Annotated in this window: 13 protein-coding genes and 2 tRNA genes; 3 read left to right on the top strand and 12 right to left on the bottom strand. The window is 63.2% G+C overall.

What is annotated here, in order from left to right:
- Positions 1-181: 181 nt before the first annotated feature.
- The 5 genes from tsaA to rimO form a co-directional block, all read right to left on the bottom strand.
- Positions 182-877, bottom strand: a complete 696-nt coding sequence (gene tsaA / locus ACNFCI_RS19560; RefSeq protein ID WP_368829743.1) for a tRNA (N6-threonylcarbamoyladenosine(37)-N6)-methyltransferase TrmO — start codon at positions 875-877, stop codon at positions 182-184.
- Positions 878-883: 6 nt separating this feature from the next.
- Complete coding sequence (locus tag ACNFCI_RS19555; protein WP_324819138.1) at positions 884-1,345, bottom strand: DUF1456 family protein; 462 nt, start codon at positions 1,343-1,345, stop codon at positions 884-886.
- A 49-nt stretch (positions 1,346-1,394) separates the two neighbouring features.
- Positions 1,395-2,105 (bottom strand): rRNA pseudouridine synthase, encoded by a 711-nt coding sequence (locus tag ACNFCI_RS19550; RefSeq protein ID WP_368829742.1) that lies wholly within the window; start codon positions 2,103-2,105, stop codon positions 1,395-1,397.
- Between the two features lie 122 nt (positions 2,106-2,227).
- Complete coding sequence (locus tag ACNFCI_RS19545) at positions 2,228-2,686, bottom strand: GNAT family N-acetyltransferase (RefSeq protein WP_084854465.1); 459 nt, start codon at positions 2,684-2,686, stop codon at positions 2,228-2,230.
- A gap of 201 nt (positions 2,687-2,887) precedes the next feature.
- Positions 2,888-4,219 carry a 30S ribosomal protein S12 methylthiotransferase RimO gene (gene rimO, locus ACNFCI_RS19540; RefSeq protein ID WP_084854466.1) on the bottom strand — a complete coding sequence of 444 codons (1,332 nt, stop codon included), beginning with the start codon at positions 4,217-4,219 and terminating at the stop codon, positions 2,888-2,890.
- 238 nt (positions 4,220-4,457) lie between these two features.
- On the opposite strand from rimO, the gene ACNFCI_RS19535 reads away from it, so the two are divergent.
- Positions 4,458-6,356, top strand: a complete 1,899-nt coding sequence (locus ACNFCI_RS19535; RefSeq protein ID WP_084854467.1) for a potassium transporter Kup — start codon at positions 4,458-4,460, stop codon at positions 6,354-6,356.
- A gap of 167 nt (positions 6,357-6,523) precedes the next feature.
- On the opposite strand, the gene ACNFCI_RS19530 is transcribed toward ACNFCI_RS19535, so the two are convergent.
- From ACNFCI_RS19530 to ACNFCI_RS19515, 4 genes are all read right to left on the bottom strand, one after another.
- A complete protein-coding gene (locus ACNFCI_RS19530) occupies positions 6,524-7,816 on the bottom strand; it encodes a virulence factor family protein (RefSeq protein ID WP_416768137.1) in 1,293 nt (430 codons plus the stop codon).
- Positions 7,816-10,458, bottom strand: coding sequence for a bifunctional lysylphosphatidylglycerol flippase/synthetase MprF (gene mprF, locus ACNFCI_RS19525; RefSeq protein WP_416768136.1), 2,643 nt, complete (start codon positions 10,456-10,458; stop codon positions 7,816-7,818). Before mprF ends, ACNFCI_RS19530 begins: the two co-directional genes overlap by 1 nt.
- 250 nt (positions 10,459-10,708) lie before the next feature.
- A tRNA-Met gene (locus ACNFCI_RS19520) sits at positions 10,709-10,785 on the bottom strand.
- 121 nt (positions 10,786-10,906) lie between these two features.
- Positions 10,907-10,983, bottom strand: a tRNA-Met gene (locus tag ACNFCI_RS19515).
- Positions 10,984-11,201: 218 nt separating this feature from the next.
- Here ACNFCI_RS19515 and dinB point away from each other — a divergent pair.
- Entirely contained in the window at positions 11,202-12,260 is a 1,059-nt protein-coding gene (dinB, locus tag ACNFCI_RS19510; RefSeq protein WP_416768138.1) for a DNA polymerase IV, read from the top strand.
- Between the two features lie 76 nt (positions 12,261-12,336).
- Here dinB and ACNFCI_RS19505 read toward each other — a convergent pair whose 3' ends face one another.
- The 3 genes from ACNFCI_RS19505 to ACNFCI_RS19495 all read right to left on the bottom strand — a co-directional run bounded on the left by ACNFCI_RS19505 (position 12,337) and on the right by ACNFCI_RS19495 (position 16,495).
- On the bottom strand, positions 12,337-13,290 hold the full coding sequence (locus ACNFCI_RS19505) for a hypothetical protein (protein WP_324818409.1): 954 nt from the start codon (positions 13,288-13,290) through the stop codon (positions 12,337-12,339).
- 11 nt (positions 13,291-13,301) lie between these two features.
- Positions 13,302-15,017 carry a proline--tRNA ligase gene (locus tag ACNFCI_RS19500; RefSeq protein WP_368829737.1) on the bottom strand — a complete coding sequence of 572 codons (1,716 nt, stop codon included), beginning with the start codon at positions 15,015-15,017 and terminating at the stop codon, positions 13,302-13,304.
- A 161-nt stretch (positions 15,018-15,178) separates the two neighbouring features.
- The gene (locus ACNFCI_RS19495) at positions 15,179-16,495 is read right to left on the bottom strand and encodes an OprD family porin (protein WP_084854473.1); all 1,317 of its coding nucleotides are present in this window, start codon (positions 16,493-16,495) and stop codon (positions 15,179-15,181) included.
- A gap of 706 nt (positions 16,496-17,201) precedes the next feature.
- On the opposite strand from ACNFCI_RS19495, the gene ACNFCI_RS19490 reads away from it, so the two are divergent.
- Positions 17,202-17,621, top strand: a complete 420-nt coding sequence (locus ACNFCI_RS19490; RefSeq protein WP_084854474.1) for an HIT family protein — start codon at positions 17,202-17,204, stop codon at positions 17,619-17,621.
- Positions 17,622-17,624 lie beyond the last annotated feature (3 nt).

Below are 17,624 nucleotides of genomic sequence, written 5' to 3'. Positions count from 1 at the left end.
ACGCCGCCCCCCCCTGGTGCGGGGGGGCACACACCCGCCGGGCTGCCCTGGGGGGCGCGGGCGCCCCGGCGATGGGGCCTTAACTGACAGGCCTTCGGTCTCGACCTGCGTTTTTTATTGCCTGAGGAATGGTTCGTCAGCCCAATCGCGGCGCAAAGCAACACGGTGCCTGTGCCGCCAATCAAAGGTCTTGCACCACTTCCAATACGCGAATCTCGTCAGGCTGTGGGTAGTGCCAGCGTACCTGCACGTCCCAGAACTTCACCCCATACATCCGCTCCGCCGGCGGCACCTGGTACGCCGGTCGCGGGTCCTGCGCCAGGCACTGCTCGATCAGCTCTACCAAGGGCTCTCCCAGACGCACGGCATGGGCATGGGCCTGGGGCAGGGCGCTTTCACTCCAGCCTACGGCAATCGCCTCAGGTGCATCGCTGGCCATCTGGTTGATGGCGCCGTCGATACTGTCGGCGTACGGCACATAGGGCTTGATGTCCAGCACCGGCGTGCCATCGAGCAGGTCGATGCCCGACAGCAGCAGGCGCCCCGGTTCCACGCCTTCCAGGCGCACCACCGACTGGCCGATGCCATTGGGCCTATGGGTCGCACGGGTGGCGAACACGCCCATGCTCTTGTTGCCGCCCAGGCGCGGCGGGCGGACCTTAAGGCGCGGTTTGTCTTCCAGGGCTTGGTGGAACAGGAACAGCAGCCAGACATGGCTGACCTGCTCGAGCCCGGCCACCGCATCGCCCTGGTCGAACGGCGGCAACAGTTCCAGCACGCCGCGCGCCGCTGGCGCCAACTGCGGTTGACGCGGGATGGCGAATTTCTCCTTGAAGCAGGAGTGGACGATACCGACCGGTGAAACCGTATGCTGCATGGTCACTCAGCCACGCACGCGCAGGGTCAGGCCCTTGAGGAAGTTGCGCAGCAACTGGTCGCCGCAAGGGCGGTAGTTGTCGTGCCCGACCTTACGGAACAGGGCGCTCAGCTCTGGCTTGGACACCGGGAAGTTCACCGACTTGAGAATCACGTGCAGGTCTTCTTCCTTGAGCTCGAAGGCTACGCGCAGTTTCTTGAGGATGGTGTTGTTGCTCACCGGCACTTCGATCGGTTGCGGTGCACGGCTGTCGTCGCGGCCGCGGCGATGGATCACCAGGCCATCGAGAAAGTGCGCCATGACTCGTTCAGGGCAGCGCACGAAGCCGGCTTCGTCCTCTTTCTTCAGGTAGGTGGCCAGTACCAGCGGGTGTACCTCGAGGCCGGACAGCCCGATGATCTCGGCCATTTTGGCGTCGTTCACCTTGAGCATGTAGCGCAGGCTACGCAGGACATCGTTGTGGTTCATGTGACAGATCCTGTTCAAGCGCCACGCAGACCATGGCGTGGCGGTAATGCTAGAAGCGTTCGTTGACAGCCAGGTAGCGCCATTGGCCGGTAGGCAGCTTGCCCATGGACACGCCGCCCAGGCGGATACGGCGCATGCCCAGCACCTTCAGGCCGAGGCTGGCGCAGAGGGCGCCGATCTGCCCGGGGCGTGGGTTCTTCAGGGCCAGGCGCAGGTGGTTTTCGTTCTGCCAGCTGGCCTTGGCCTTGGGCAGCTCCTGACCGCTACGGGTGATGCCCCGGGCCAGGCGTTGCAAGGCTTCTGCAGGCGCCTGGCCTTCGACCTGGACGATATATTCCTGCTCCAGGCGATGCAGGTCCGCCTCGACCTTGCGCGTTACCCGCCAATCCTGGGTATAGAGCTGCAGCCCGCTGGCGCCGGGCTCCAGGGGCGCGATGCAGGACAGCCTGGCGAAATGCCCGTGCAGCGGGCGCACCGCTGGTGGGTGGGCTTCGCTGAGGGTGGCCATGGTCATGCTGGTCCGGCCCGTCTCGGCGTCCTGGCCGGCCAGATGGTTGAGCAGCAGGGTGACAGGCGGCAATTGCTCGGCACGGGCACCGGGCAGCAGGGCGACCTGTTCGGCTGAGACTTTGTACTGGGGTTGTTCGACCACCACGCCATCCACCGTGACCCAGCCGCCCTCGATAAACAGCTCGGCCTCCCGGCGGGAGCAGCCGAGTTGCTCGATGAGGCGTTTGGACAGGCGCACGGGTTCAGACATGAAAGCGATTCGCATAAGGGCAGGGGAAGCCGACATTGTACCTGCCCAGGCGACATTGGGGCTGGGAATCTACGCCATTTACGCCATTTCAGGGGAGGTGTACGGCATCCTTCGCCCCAATCTCAAGGTTTCGTAGGAATCAGCCTCATGTGCAGCAGGGGGTAGGGTTGGCCCAGGCCATCGGTTTCCGAGCGGCCACTGACTTCGAAGCCCTCATGCAGGTAGAAGCCCAGGGCCTTGGGGTTTTGTTCGTTGACGTCCAGGCGCTCGGCGTTCAGTTCATCGACGGCATAGCGCAGCAGGCGTTTGCCGATACCCTGGCCGATGAACTCAGGGTCCACGAACAGCATGTCCAGCCGCCCGTTGGCCACGCCCGCGAAGCCGCGGATGCGCTTGGCGGTGTCTTTGCAGCAGACCAGCATGACGGCGTCGAGGTACTGGCGCAGCACGTATTCGCGCAGCAGCACGATATAGGCGTCCGGCAGGAAATCATGGGTGGCACGCACCGACGCTTCCCAGATCCGGACCAGCTCCGGGTAGTCGCTTACGTGTGGGGTTTGTAGCGTCAGGGACGATGACATTGGGCTTTCCTCGTGGGGCATAGAGGAAAACATAGATGCTAAAAAATACCCTGCCAGTGAGAGCGGTTTCGCCTGCCTGGGGCTGCTGCGCAGCCCATCGTGGCACAAGGCCGCTCAGGTTCGCGCAAACCCTGGAGCGGCCTTGTGCCGCGAAAGGGCCGCAAAGCGGCCCCGACGATCTTAAATGGCTGGCAGAAAACCTCAGACAGGCTCGGCCCACATGTCGTACTCGTCGGCATCGACGATGCGGCAGCGTACCTTGTCGCCCGGCTTGAAGCCGTGGTCGCCGTCGATGAACACGCTACCGTCGATTTCCGGCGCGTCGAAGAAGCTGCGGCCGACCGAGCCCTGTTCCTCGACTTCGTCGATCAGCACGTCGATCTCCTTGCCGATACGCAGCTGCAAGCGTGCGGCACTGATCGCCTGCTGGTGCGCCATGAAGCGGTCCCAGCGCGACTGCTTGACGTCGTCCGGTACCTCTTCCAAGCCCAGGTCGTTGGCCGGGGCGCCTTCGACAGGCGAATACTGGAAGCAGCCGACGCGGTCGAGCTGGGCTTCGGTCAGCCAGTCGAGCAGGTACTGGAAATCTTCTTCGGTCTCGCCCGGGAAGCCGACGATGAAGGTCGAACGGATGACCAGCTCAGGGCACTGCTCGCGCCAGCGCTTGATGCGAGCCAGGGTGCGGTCTTCGAAGGCCGGGCGCTTCATGGCCTTGAGCACCTTGGGGCTGGCGTGTTGGAAGGGGATGTCCAGGTACGGCAGGATCTTGCCGGCAGCCATCAGCGGGATCACGTCGTCGACGTTCGGGTACGGGTAGACGTAGTGCAGACGCACCCAGGCACCCAGGCTGCTCAGGGCTTCGCACAACTCGAGCATGCGGGTCTTGACCGGGCGACCGTTCCAGAAGTCGGTCTTGTACTTGACGTCCACGCCGTAGGCGCTGGTGTCCTGGGAGATCACCAGGATTTCCTTGACCCCGGCCTTGACCAGGCGCTCGGCCTCGCTCAGTACCTCGCCCACCGGGCGGCTGACCAGCTTGCCGCGCATGGACGGGATGATGCAGAAGCTGCAGCTATGGTTGCAGCCTTCGGAAATCTTCAGATAGGCGTAGTGGCGTGGGGTCAGCTTGACGCCCTGGGGCGGTACCAGGTCGATCAGTGGGTTGTGGTCCTGGCGCGGAGGCACCACCTCATGCACGGCGTTGACCACCTGCTCGTACTGCTGCGGGCCGCTGACCGAAAGCACGCTCGGGTGCACGTCGCGGATGTTGCCTTCCTCGACGCCCATGCAACCGGTGACGATGACCTTGCCGTTTTCCTTGATCGCCTCGCCGATCACTTCCAGCGACTCGGCCTTGGCGCTGTCGATGAAGCCGCAGGTATTGACCACCACTACGTCGGCGTCCTCGTAGGTGGGCACGACTTCGTAGCCTTCCATGCGCAGCTGGGTCAGGATGCGCTCGGAATCGACCAGAGCTTTCGGACAGCCCAGGGAAACAAAGCCGACCTTCGGCGTGGCGGGAGTGGTGGACATGACTAACCTCGGTATTGAATACGGCTCGCCCGGCCGGAATTGAAGGGGGCGATCCTGACGGGCGCTTTTGGCGCCTCTGATCAAAAAGTGCGCAATTCTAGCGAGCACAAGGACGCTTGACCAGCAGAAAAGCGACGAACGCTGAGCTATGCTTCGCGCCATTGTGCCGGGGCAGGCGTGACACCTTGGCGCGGGTGTGAATTCTATCGGCCTGCAAGGCCGTCTGCGGGAGTGGTCGATGGTTCAGGCAAGCAGTCACGCCGAAAGTGGGCAGGGAGCGGCCCGGCCGCTGAGCCTGCTGGTGGCAGCGGTAGGGGTGGTGTATGGCGACATCGGCACCAGCCCGTTGTATACCCTCAAGGAAGTGTTCACGGGCGGGTATGGCGTCACGGTCAACCATGATGGCGTGCTGGGGATCCTGGCGCTGATCTTCTGGTCGTTGGTGTGGGTGGTGTCGGTCAAGTACGTGATCTTCATCTTGCGTGCAGACAACCAGGGCGAGGGCGGCACCATGGCGCTGACCGCCCTGGCCCGGCGCGCCGTGGCGCCTTATCCGAGGCTGCGCATGGTCATGGTCGGCTGCGGGTTGATCGGTGCCTCGTTGTTCTATGGCGACAGCATGATCACCCCGGCGGTGTCGGTGCTGTCCGCGGTGGAGGGCATGGGGCTGGCCTTCGACGGCATCGACCACTGGGTAGTGCCCATTGCCGTGGTGATCCTGGTGGCCTTGTTCCTGGTGCAAAAGCACGGCACGGCGAAGATCGGAATCCTGTTCGGGCCGGTGATGGTCGCCTGGTTCCTGGTGCTGGCGGCGTTGGGCGTGCATGGCATCCTGCAGAGTCCCGAGGTGCTCAAGGCACTCAACCCGGCGTGGGCGGTGCGTTTCTTCATCGTCCACCCGGGCGTGGGGGTGGCGATCCTGGGCGCGGTGGTATTGGCCCTGACCGGGGCCGAGGCGCTGTATGCGGACATGGGCCACTTCGGTCGCAAGCCCATTGCTCGGGCCTGGTTCGCCCTGGTGCTGCCAGCGCTGGTGCTCAACTACTTCGGCCAGGGCGCCATGTTGCTGCAGGACCCGGCTGCGGCACGCAACCCGTTCTACCTGCTGGCGCCCAGCTGGGCCTTGCTGCCCTTGGTAGGCCTGGCCACACTGGCCACGGTGATCGCATCCCAGGCAGTGATTTCCGGTGCCTTCTCCTTGACCCGGCAGGCCATCCAGCTGGGCTATGTGCCGCGCATGCAGATCCAGCACACCTCCAGCGACGAGCAGGGGCAAATCTACATCGGTGCGGTGAACTGGGCCTTGATGGTCGGCGTGGTGCTGCTGGTGATCGGTTTCGAGTCTTCCAGCGCGTTGGCGGCAGCCTATGGTGTGGCGGTGACCGGTACCATGCTGATGACCACAGTGCTGGTGTCGGTGGTGATGTTACTGCTATGGAAGTGGCCACCGGTGCTGGCGGTGCCGGTGCTGCTGGGCTTCTTGCTGGTCGACGGGCTGTTCTTCGCGGCCAACCTGCCCAAAGTCGTGCAGGGTGGCGCGTTCCCGGTGCTTGCGGCGATCGTGCTGTTCGTGCTGATGAGCACCTGGAAGCGTGGCAAGCAGATCCTCGTGGAGCGCATCGATGACGCGGCGCTGCCGTTGCCGCTGTTCATCAGCAGTATCCGCGCGCAGCCGCCGCACCGGGTGGAGGGCACCGCGGTATTTCTGACCGCGCGCTCGGATGCCGTGCCCCATGCGCTATTGCACAACCTGTTGCACAACCAAGTGCTGCACAGTCAGGTCGTGCTGCTGACAGTGGTCAGTGAAGACCGCCCGCGGGTGCCGGAGCATGAACGCTTCGAGGTGGAGGCCTATGGCGACGGGTTTTTCCGGGTGCTGCTGCACTTCGGCTTCATGGACGAGCCTGACGTGCCGGCGGCATTGCGTTTGTGTCACCTGGATGCGCTGGATTTCAGCCCGATGCGCACCACCTATTTCCTCAGCCGCGAGACGGTGATCGCTTCGCGGCTCGAAGGCATGGCGCGCTGGCGTGGCAACCTGTTCGCCTTCCTGCTCAAGAATGCCAACGGCAACCTGCGGTTCTTCAACCTGCCGTTGAACCGCGTGATCGAGCTGGGGACGCAGGTGGAGATCTGAACCGTTGTCTTGAGCAGTAGCCTTGCGCGGCCGATTATCGAGGCCGCTGTGCGGCCCAATCGCGGCACAAGGCCTACCTCGCTATAGCGCCCGACGCGGTCGTGTAGGAGCGGCCTTGCGCCGCGAAAGGGCTGCCAAGCGGCCCCCCGCAAGGCCATTCCTGCGTTTCAGTTCTGCTCCGCCACGCTGGCCTTGCCCTGGCGGGTCTCGATCTCGCCGATGAGGCGCTTGGCCAGGGCCGGGTAGTTCTCGTCGAAGTGGTGGCCGCCTGGAAGTTTCATATGTTCGCCGACGGCGGTCTTGTCCGTGCAACCACTCTCGTCGGCTTCCTCGACGCCATACACACACACCACCTTGGAAGCCGGCAGCCTGGCCATCTCCGGCCCGGTTGGCGCTTCCTGGCCTTCCTTGCCCAGCCAGCCCTCGACCTCGATCTCGAAACTGCCACTGCGGGCGAACGCCAGCAGGATCACCGCATCGACCCGTCGCTTGTCTTCGTCCGGCAAGCGGTTGTAGATCGCCGGAAGAACATCGGCACCGAAGGAATAGCCGGTGAGCACGAAGCGTTTGGTCCCCCACTTCTGGCGGTAGTGCTGCATCAGCTCCGAAAGGTCCGCGGCACTCTGTTCCGGGCTCTTGTGCTGCCAGTAGTAGCGCAGGGTATCGATACCGACCACCGGGTAGCCGAGCTTGGCCATTTCCCCGGCCACGTCGCGGTCCAGGTCACGCCAACCGCCGTCGCCGGAGAGGAACAGGGTCACCGTGTCGGTGGTCTGCCCGGCCGGAACCTCGACCACCGGGATGTTCAGGCCATTGCCATTGTTGCCCACCAGGGCCTGGGTCAGTTGCGCCTTGAGTACCTGCGGCAGGTGGATGTCATAGTCGCTGATGCTGGTTTCGGCGTTGGCCTGGTTGCGCACGAAGGCTGCGCTGGCATCGTCGGGGTTGTCGTTCCAGGCCACGTTCCAGTGCCCGTGGGCGGCCGCTTGGGGCAAGGGCTGGCAGCCGGGTTGCTCCAGGGTGAAACCTATCGAGATGGCGCGGGCCTTGTCATCGTCTTGGGCAGCGAGCCAACGCCAGGCCTGGGCGGCACCAGGGCCGATACCGGCGACCAGGTTCGAAGGTGCGGACAAGGCCTTCATGGCTTCGTCCAGTACCTGTTGCTGCCGGGTGCAATCGCTTGGCGGCAAGACGACCTGCACCAGTTGTGCCTCGCCCGCCTGGCTCAGGTCAAGCAGCTGCCTGTCGCTCAACGCCTGCCCTGCAGGGACGGCGATGGCGACATGGCTGCGGGCATGCACGCCGGGTGTGGCACGCAGAAGGGGGCTGCCGTCGGCCAGGGCCAGGTGTTCCAAGTGGGCCTCGGGGGCGGGGCGGGTCCATAGCCAGAACGTCGCGGCGCCTGCCAGCAAGGCCAGGAAAAATGCGCTGCATACGTACAACCAATAGCGTCGGATCATCAACGTTTCACCAAACCAGTCAGGCCGCCTGCGATCAGGGCGGCGGTATCGGCCAGCGCCACCAGCGGGTCGAGCCCGGCCGGCACGGCCATGTAGCGGGGTTCCCAGTCCGGTTGGAACTTGTCCTTGAAGCGTCGCAGCCCCTGGAAGTTGTAGAGCTGCTCGCCGCGCTGGAATACCATCGAGCCCAGGCGTTGGGTCAGGGGCGCGCCACGCCTTGGCTGCAGGCCGGAAAGCGGTACCATGCCCAGGCTGAAGTGGGCGTAGCCCTGGCTTTTGTAGTGCTGGATTAGGCCGATCATCAAGAATTCCATGGTCAGCTTGGGCGCCTCGGGGTGGGCACGCATCAGGTCCAGGCTGGCCAGCTCGTTGCCATGGGTTTCAAGGAGGTTGGCGAAGGCCACCGGGCGCCCCTGGAAGCGGATCAGGGCGATGCGAAAATGGCGCAGGTAGTCCTGGCTGAAGCGGCCCAGGGAAAAACCTTTCTCGCGTACGTTCTTGCCGCCGAGCCAGGCGTCAGAAATCTCCTTGAGCGCCGCCAGCGGTGCCTGGCCGGGTTCATGGATCTCCAGAGCCAGGCCATCGCGCCCGCCTCGGTTCCAGGTGTAGCGCAGGTCTTTCATTTCCTTGCCTTGGGCCTGCAGATCGAAGCGCTGCAGGTCGACCCGGGCTTCCTCGCCGAGCTTGAGCGCAGTCAGGCCGATGTCCATGTAGTAGGGCAGGTTCTGCGCACGCACTTGGTAGAACACCGGCCGGGCATGGTGCAGGTCGCACAGGTCGCGGAACTGCCAGATCATCTCGGCACGCGCCTCGGCGGGGCCGATCGGGTCGTACAGGGCGACCAGGCTACGGCCTCGGCGGGCGTACATGAGGAAGGCTTCGTCGTTGGGGTGGAAAAGCAGCGCCTTGTCGCCGGTCAGGGCCAGGCCGCCATCGGGTTGGTCGGAGTCCAGCAGAATGCGCTTGGCCCGTTGCAGTTCTTCTTCGGTGGGCAGGTGGATGACTGGCCGCGCGGTACGCAGCAACCAGGTGAGGGCGACGATCACCAGCAGCATGGCACTGCCCATGGCGGCGCGCAGGCCGCGGGGTGCGTCGGCATCCAGGGTGAACTGCCACCACAGTTCGTGGCTGTAGGGCACGTCCTGATAGGCGAATAACAGCAGCCACAATGAGGCACCGAGCACGCAGACACTGGCCACCAGGTAGACCGGTGAGAATGGCAGCTCCAGCAGTCGGCTGGGCCGGTAGAAGGAACGGCGGAACAGGGCCAGCAGCGCTGCGGTGACACTCAGTATGCAGGCTTCCTCCCAGTCGAAGCCTTTGAGCAGGGACAACACGGCGCCCACCAGCAACAGCACGGTGGTCAGCAGCCAGGCCGCTGACAGCCGTCGCCTCAGGCCCTGGGCCAGCAGCAGGCACAGCACGCCGACCAGGCTGGCGCCGAAGTGTGAGGCGTCGATCAGGCGATGGGGGATAAGAAAGCCCATGTGTTCCAGGCGCGTGTCGATCTCGGGCGTGGCGCCGGAAAACAGCAGCACGACGCCTGATAGGAACACCAGAATCGCCAGCACCGGTGCGGCCAGCCCGGCCGCGGCATTGATCGCCTGGCGGGCGAACAGCAGGCGGCGCGCTTCGCTGGCCAGCAGCAATACGCAGGCCACCAGCAGGGGCAGCACCACATAGATGAGGCGGTACAGCAGCAAGGCGGCGGCCAGCGGTGCGGCGCCCAGTTGCTCGGCGAACGCTGCAAGCAGCACGGCCTCGAACACCCCGACCCCGCCCGGTACGTGGCTGAGCACGCCTGCTGCCAGGGCCAGCAGGTAGACCAGGACAAAGGCGCCGAACGGCGGGGCGTCGGGCAGCAGTAGGTACAGCACCGTGGCTGCGGCGATGACATCCAGGCCCGTGACCAGCAGTTGCAAGGCCGCCAGGCGTAGGCCAGGCAGGCGCAAGGTCCGTCGCCCGAACCGCACCAGCACGTTATCGGCCAAGGGTTGTTCGGGCAGGCGCCGGCGATAGAGGCTGGCCACCAGTACAGCGGTGATCGCCAGCACCGCCACGGCGATACCGGCCAGCACGGGGGCGGGCAGGCGTAGCGCAGCGGCGGCAGCCGGCAGGTCACCGAGCGTTGCCAGTGCCGCCAGGGGTGGCAGGGCACAGCCCAGTGACAAGCTGGCGAACACGGTCATGCGGGCGATTTCTGCTGCGCCCAAGCCATGGCGTGCATACAGGCGATAACGCACCGAGCCGCCAGAGAGGATCGACAGGCCGACGGCATTGCCAATAGCGAAGGCACTGAACCCTCCCAGGGCGAGGGTGCGCGCGGGGAGGGGCACCGCGGCGTAGCGGCTGGCCGACCATTCATAGCCGAGCAGGGCCGTGAAACCCAGCGCGGTGGCCAGCAGTGCCCCAGCCAGGGACGGGCCCGGCACGCTGAGCATGGCGTCATGCAGGGCATGGATGTCCAGTTCGCTCAGCAGGTGGCGACAGGCGACCAGGGCCAGGCTGAACAGCAGCAGGGTCAAGGCTAGGCCAAGGGGCTGGCGGTATCGGCTCAGCCGTTCCAGCCAAGGTAGGCGTCGGGCGGCGTTGGGCAGCGTGCCGGCAAGAGGCACCGGGTTTTGGGCGTCATGCGCATTCATAGGTAACCCCGGGCAGGCTGCGCGAGGTTGGGCAGAGGTGCGGCCAAGTGAAAGTCTCTTCGGAAAACGTATCCAGATATTACTCCTGGCCGGCGCGCTTTCAGCGCTCTGGCAGGGTTAAAGATAGTTCATCCGAAGGTGTGACTTTGCGGCACGCTGCCATGCCCTCCTTCAGGGGGACGTATTTTTCGGGGGTGGAAACAACAAACCCCGCACTGCTTTCACAGTGCGGGGTTTGTTCTGACGAATATGGTTGCGGGAGCCGGATTTGAACCGACGACCTTCGGGTTATGAGCCCGACGAGCTACCAGGCTGCTCCATCCCGCGTCAGTGGGGCGCATTCTACGGATTTCTGAGTGGCTGTCAAGCATTACTCTTTGATTTTCCGTCGATTTTTTTCAGGGCAAGAAAAAAGGCCACTGCATAGACAGTGGCCTTCTTCTGAATCTGGTTGCGGGAGCCGGATTTGAACCGACGACCTTCGGGTTATGAGCCCGACGAGCTACCAGGCTGCTCCATCCCGCGCCTGTGAGATCGAATTCTACGGAAATCCTGCCCCATGTCAAGGCTTATTTTGAAAAATCCTTTTTTGTTCAATCCCTTAGCGTCGATCGCGTGGCTGCAGCTCAGTCATGGCGGGGCTTGCAAGGAATTTGGCGGTTTTACTGGAAGGCTGCTGACGCCGTTTCGTCCCATGGAGTAGTATCTGTATGAATTTACAGTGCTGACGGTCATCCATGTCCCTGCGCAAGATCATCCATATCGACTGCGATTGTTTCTATGCCGCGATCGAGATGCGCGACGACCCGCGGCTGGCTGGCCGGCCCATGGCCGTGGGCGGGGCGCCGGAGCAGCGTGGGGTCATCGCTACCTGCAATTATGAGGCGCGTGCCTATGGAGTGCGCTCGGCCATGTCGTCGCGGCATGCCTTGAAATTGTGTCCGGACCTGTTGATCGTCAAGCCGCGTTTCGAGGCCTACCGCGAAGCCTCCCGGGAGATCCATGCGATCTTTCGCGACTACACCGACCTGATCGAGCCGCTGTCGCTGGACGAGGCCTACCTGGATGTGAGTGACAGCCAGTGGTACGCCGGCAGTGCCACGCGCATTGCCGAGGATATACGCAGGCGGGTCGCCAAGACCTTGCACATCACGGTGTCTGCCGGTGTGGCGCCGAACAAGTTCCTGGCCAAGATCGCCAGCGACTGGCGCAAGCCCAATGGCCTGTTCGTCATCACGCCACCTGAAGTCGAGGCCTTCGTGGCCGCGTTGCCCGTCGCCAGGCTGCATGGGGTGGGCAAGGTCACGGCCGACAAACTGGCGCGCCTGGGCATCGATACCTGCCTGGAACTGCGCGACTGGTCACGGCTGGCGCTGGTGCGTGAGTTCGGTAGTTTCGGCGAGCGGCTGTGGGGCTTGGCGCGGGGTATCGATGAGCGCAGTGTGCACAATGACAGCCGGCGCCAGTCGGTCAGCGTGGAAAACACCTACGACACCGACCTGCCGGACCTGGCGAGCTGCCTGGCCAAACTACCTGAGCTGCTGCGCAGCCTGAACGAGCGTATCGCGCGGATGGACAGCAGCTATCGGCCCGACAAACCGTTCGTCAAGGTCAAGTTCCATGACTTCAGCCAGACCACGTTGGAGCAGGCGGGCGCGGGGCGAGACCTGGAGAGCTATCGGCAGTTGTTGAGCCAGGCCTTTGCCAGGGGCGGCAAGCCGGTGCGGCTACTGGGGGTGGGGGTACGTTTGCGGGATTTGCGCGGGGCTCATGAGCAGCTGGAGCTTTTTCCACCGCAATAGAGCGGCAAGCGCGTAAAAGGTAATAGGAGCAGCCTTGCGCCGCGAAAGGGCCGCAAAGCGGCCCCATCGATCTCAGCTACCGAACGCCCGGATCAGCCACCAGCCGCCCGGCATCCTTGGTCAAGGCATGCAGGAATTCCTGTTGCAGCTCCGGATCGTTGCGGGTCAGCTCGATCAGGCTCTGCTCCAGTTCGCTGGCTTCCTCTTCCAAGCCCAGTTCTGACAAGCGCTTGACCCGGTGGACCCATTGCCCCACCTCGTCATCCTCGAGGTCGTCGAAGATCAGCTCGTGGGCTTCCTGCAGCTTGCCCCGCAGGGCGCTGCTGACCAGCAGGCTGGCATCGGCCCGAGCCCCGTTGTCCTCGTCGGCCACGTGCAGGTGCAAGGTGCCGACGTGGTTGAGGTTCTGTTCGGAGAACGGGCTGTCCAGCAGGTTCAGGCGCAACACACCGTTGTGGTCGGTGGTGAGCTCGTGGGTCAGCTTGCCGGCCTTGACCTCGACCAGCCGCTCGTTCCACGGCAGGCTGGTGTATTCCTCGCGCTTGTCTTTCTGCACCTCACTGATACCCGCCAGGTTCTGCTGGGCGCGGCCGTTGGACTGCACGTTCATGAACGGGTTGAGCCCGGCCAGGCCGTAGCCGAGCCAGTCACGGGTAACGCTTTGCGGCAGGTTGCCCAGGGCGAACACATTGACCACGTTGGCGCCGATGCCAGCGACCACTGCCACCGCACCCAGGGGGATCTCGTAGATCTCCCGCCAGGCTTGGTACGGCGTGTAGCGGTCATACCGGCGAGTGACTTCGAACTCGGTGACTTCGAAGCGCTTCTGTTCATGAACCCGCACGCGCCGTTGCGGAAGCTCCATGACCTTGGGCTCGCCGACGTCGATCTGCAGGGTATGTTCGAGCAGCTTGCGCTCGGCGCGCTCCTCATGCTCGCTGCGCTGGGACATCTGGTTGGCGCAGCCGCTGACGAGCAGGGCGCCGCACAGTGCGGCGCCCCCCAGGGCAAAGGTACTTCGCTTGGACATGGCTACTCGTATCAGCGGCGAATGCGGGCTTGCAGGAAGGTCAGCACCTCGTTGAGCGGCAAGGTCTGAGCCTCCTGCTCGGTGCGGTGCTTGTATTCCAGGTTGCCTTCGGCCAGGCCGCGGTCGCTGACCACGATGCGGTGCGGAATGCCGATCAGCTCCATGTCGGCGAACTTGATGCCGGGGCTGGTCTTCTTGTCGCGGTCGTCCAGCAGCACTTCGTAGCCGGCGGCGGTCAGTTCGGCGTACAGCTTGTCGGTGGCTTCGCGAACGGCGTCGGTCTCGTAGCGCAGCGGTACCAGGGCGATCTGGAACGGTGCCAGGGCGTCGTTCCAGATGATGCCCTTGTCGTCATAGCTCTGCTCGATGGCGGCGGCGACCACGCGGGACACGCCGATGCCATAGCAACCCATGGCCAGGGTCACCGGCTTGCCGTTCTCGCCCAGTACCTGGCACTTGAGCGCCTCGCTGTACTTGGTGCCGAGCTGGAAGATATGGCCAACCTCGATGCCACGCTTGATCACCAGCGTACCCTGGCCGTCCGGGCTCGGGTCGCCTTCGACCACGTTGCGCAGGTCGGCGACCTGTGGGACTGGCAGGTCGCGTTCCCAGTTGACACCGAAGTAGTGCTTGTCGTCGATGTTGGCGCCGATGCAGAAGTCGCTCATCAGGGCCACGGAGCGGTCGATGATGCATTCCAGCGGCAGGTTCATCGGGCCCAGGGAGCCGGCACCAGCACCGATGGCAGCGCGCAGGTCGGCGTCGGTGGCCATGACCAGCGGGTCGGCGACCTGTTCCAGCTTGGCAGCCTTGATTTCGTTCAATTCGTGGTCGCCACGGACCACCAGGGCGACCAGCTTGCCTTCCTCGGCACCGCGCACGATGAGGGTCTTGACGGTCTTTTCGATCGGCAGGCCGTAGTTTTCGACCAGTTGCGCAATGGTCTTGGCATCGGGCGTGTCGACCAGGCGCAGCTCCTCGGTGGGGGCAGGGCGCACGGTTTCACGCGGGATGGCTTCGGCCTTCTCGATGTTGGCGGCGTAGTCGGAGCTGTCGCTGAAGATCACATCGTCTTCGCCGGACTCGGCCAGGACATGGAACTCATGGGAGTAGCTGCCACCGATGGAGCCGGTGTCGGCCTGCACCGGACGGAAGTCCAGGCCCAGGCGGGTGAAGATATTGGTGTACGCCTGGTGCATGCGGTCGTAGGTTTCCTGCAGGGAAGCCTGGTCGGCATGGAAGGAATAGGCGTCCTTCATGATGAATTCGCGGCCGCGCATCAGGCCGAAGCGCGGACGGATCTCGTCACGGAACTTGGTCTGGATCTGGTACATGTTCAGCGGCAGCTGTTTATAGCTGGACAGCTCGTTGCGCGCGAGGTCGGTGATGACCTCCTCGTGGGTCGGGCCAACGCAGAACTCGCGGTCATGGCGGTCCTTCAGGCGCAGCAGCTCCGGGCCGTACTGTTCCCAGCGGCCGGATTCCTGCCACAGCTCGGCGGGCTGGATGCTCGGCATCAGCACTTCCAGGGCGCCGGCGGCGTTCATTTCCTCGCGGACCACCGCTTCGACCTTGCGCATCACCCGCAGGCCCATCGGCAGCCAGGTGTACAGGCCGGAGGCCAGCTTGCGGATCATGCCGGCGCGCAGCATGAGCTGATGGCTGATGACCACTGCGTCGGCAGGGGTTTCTTTCTGGGTGGCGAGCAAATATTGACTGGTGCGCATGGTGAGCCGTGTCGATTGCCTAAGACGTTGAAATGACCCCGCATTGTACGGGGGCGAAGCGAAGGCGTACAGGATGCCCCAGGGCGGGGCGCTTGTCAGCCAAGAAAAAGCCCGGCGATCGCCGGGCTTTTCCAGTGCGGGGCAAATGCAAGCCAGGGGGCTTACAGGATGCTCAGCGGGTACTCGACGATCAGGCGCAGTTCGTCCAGCGATGGGGAACCGTAGTAAACGCCATCGGAGGAGCGGTAGGTGGCCTGGCGCACGCGGAAGCTCAGGTCTTTGGCCGGGCCTTCCTGCAGCACGTACTTGATGTCGATGTCGCGTTCCCATTCCTTGCCGTTGCTGGTGCCGGCGACGTTGGCGTCGGTACCGCGCACGTAGCGGGTCATGAAGGTCAGGCCTGGGATGCCGTATTCGGCGAAGTTCAGGTCGTAGCGAGCCTGCCAAGACTTCTCGTCTTCGGCGTTGAAGTCGGAACGGGCAACGGAGTTGGCCAGGAAGATGGTGCCGCCACCATCGACGCCATAGGCATAGTCGCCGTCACCGGTGACTTTCTGATAGGCCAGGGTGAAGGTGTGTGCGCCAATGTTGTAAGCGCCCGAGAGGCTGAATGCGCGGTTGTCGAGCTTGTCGCCGTCAAAGGCGCGAGCGCGGTCACCATCGCTCTTGGTGTCATAGATGTTGAAGTCGAACACCAAGCCTTGCTTGTCGGAGATTGGCAGGGCCCAGTTGACGTTGGCGTAATATTTGCGCCAGTAGTCTTCAACCTTGGAGTAATACAGGCTGGTGCTCAGGTTATCGTTAAAGGCATAGGTGCCGCCAACGATGTTGGCTTCTGTCAGGCCAGGGTTTTTGATGCCAGTGTCGCCGTCGCGGCCGCCGATGCTGTCCTTATAGGTCTGGGCCTGAGCGTTAAGGCGTGTGAAATGACCGGCATTCAGTTCGAGGCCTTCGATTTCGTTGCTGGTCAACAGGAAGCCTTCGGCGACTTCTGGCAGCAGGCGGCTATCATCGGTAGCGAAGACCGGCAGGGCGGTGAATTGTCCGCCATACTTCAACACGGTATCGGAGATGCGCAGTTTCACGGCGCCGTGAGCTTCAGAGTAGTCGTCTTGCGCACGACCATCCTCGCCGAGTGGGAACAAGCCTGTGCCCGCGCGGCCGCGACCGCTGTCCAGTTTGACACCCAGGAGTCCGATCGCATCCACACCGACACCTACGGTACCCTGGGTGAATCCGGACTCGAAGGTGCCCACGAAACCTAGGCCGGTCTCTTCCACGCGGCTCTGACGGTCGCCGGTAATGGGATCCCGGTCATTGTTACGGAAGTCACGGCTGAAATACAGCATACGGGTCTTGACGTTCAGCTGGCTGTCTTCGATGAAACCCTTGGATTCATCTTGCGAAGAGGCCAGGGCCAGCTGCGAGGTCCCTGCCGCGACGGCCAGGGCGATCATGCTCCACTTCATCACGCGCATCGTGATTTGCTCCTTTGGTTTTAGGAAGATTACCGCTGCGCCCAGGTTTTTTAGTTATAGGGGCAGCTCTTTCTTTTTATGTCGGCGAAAATGTATATCACGCTGACTGTGCTTGGCGACAAAGAAAAAACAACCTTTTGATAACTTTTTCACAATGTCGCTTTTAGTTAGATCCGTGTCGCAAATCACGCCCTTTTCAGGGTCGTACAACGCCAGCGCCGTTATCACTCTCGTAACAAATGTGTAACAAACATAAGTAAGCGAGCGAAACTCCCTGGAAATCCATACCGCTGTTGTTATTTGTCGCGTACCTGCCGGTTGCAGGCATCGTGCCGACTTGAATGACAGGGAATGCAACAAGCGTGCTCAAAATCACGAGCTCTTCATGAAATTTTCACATTCGCTGCGGACGAGGCGAGAAAACCTCCGCAAACACGGGGCGAAGCATGTCTGATGGTGTGCCAGGAGCCGCATCAAACGCCTGCGATAAAACCTGCCATTGAAGTCAATGTGTTACCGCCACTTGTTAATCCGAGTAGAAAGCAGTGGGGTGTATCGCGCGGGCGGGCCTCCTTTTGGTGCGAAAAGTAGCGCAGTGTTACCGCAGTGAGCACAACAATGCTCCTGCCTGGGTGTTGAAGCAGGGTATCCTTGGCTCATTGGCCCGTAGTGCCCGCTGGGCCGTTTCACGTTGAGGAGGTTTGCCGTGTTTGTCCTGGATTCGCGTCTGCAACAGGATTCCCTGGTATTGGGAGATCTGCCGTTGTGCCGGCTGCTGCTGAGCAAGGATGCCAACTACCCCTGGTTCATCCTGGTGCCGCGGCGTGCCGAGGTCAGCGAGCTGTTCCAGCTGAGCGAGGCCGACCAGCAACAGTTGTGGAAGGAAACCACCTACCTGGCCGAGACCCTCAAGGAGTGCTTCGCGGCCGACAAGATGAACGTGGCCACCCTGGGTAACGTGGTCAGCCAGTTGCACATGCATGTCATCGTGCGCCGCCATGACGATGCCGCCTGGCCGGCGCCGGTGTGGGGGCGCCATCCTGCGGTCGACTACACCCCGGAGCAGGTCGAGGCGATCCGTCAACGCTTGCGCGCGGTATTGAATGAAGACTTCACGGAGGCCTGACGC

The sequence above is a fragment of the Pseudomonas sp. NY15356 genome (assembly GCF_048068175.1).
Lineage (GTDB): Bacteria > Pseudomonadota > Gammaproteobacteria > Pseudomonadales > Pseudomonadaceae > Aquipseudomonas > Aquipseudomonas putida_K.
The sequence above is the reverse complement of the archived record's forward strand: the minus strand, read 5'-3'. Positions and strand labels throughout refer to the sequence as shown.

Coding starts and splice junctions, on each gene's coding strand:
- tsaA (WP_368829743.1), bottom strand. CDS start 877: ATGCAGCATACGGTTTCACCGGTCGGTATCGTCCACTCCTGCTTCAAG.
- ACNFCI_RS19555 (WP_324819138.1), bottom strand. CDS start 1,345: ATGAACCACAACGATGTCCTGCGTAGCCTGCGCTACATGCTCAAGGTG.
- ACNFCI_RS19550 (WP_368829742.1), bottom strand. CDS start 2,105: ATGTCTGAACCCGTGCGCCTGTCCAAACGCCTCATCGAGCAACTCGGC.
- ACNFCI_RS19545 (WP_084854465.1), bottom strand. CDS start 2,686: ATGTCATCGTCCCTGACGCTACAAACCCCACACGTAAGCGACTACCCG.
- rimO (WP_084854466.1), bottom strand. CDS start 4,219: ATGTCCACCACTCCCGCCACGCCGAAGGTCGGCTTTGTTTCCCTGGGC.
- ACNFCI_RS19535 (WP_084854467.1), top strand. CDS start 4,458: ATGGTTCAGGCAAGCAGTCACGCCGAAAGTGGGCAGGGAGCGGCCCGG.
- ACNFCI_RS19530 (WP_416768137.1), bottom strand. CDS start 7,816: ATGATCCGACGCTATTGGTTGTACGTATGCAGCGCATTTTTCCTGGCC.
- mprF (WP_416768136.1), bottom strand. CDS start 10,458: ATGAATGCGCATGACGCCCAAAACCCGGTGCCTCTTGCCGGCACGCTG.
- ACNFCI_RS19505 (WP_324818409.1), bottom strand. CDS start 13,290: ATGTCCAAGCGAAGTACCTTTGCCCTGGGGGGCGCCGCACTGTGCGGC.
- ACNFCI_RS19500 (WP_368829737.1), bottom strand. CDS start 15,017: ATGCGCACCAGTCAATATTTGCTCGCCACCCAGAAAGAAACCCCTGCC.
- ACNFCI_RS19495 (WP_084854473.1), bottom strand. CDS start 16,495: ATGCGCGTGATGAAGTGGAGCATGATCGCCCTGGCCGTCGCGGCAGGG.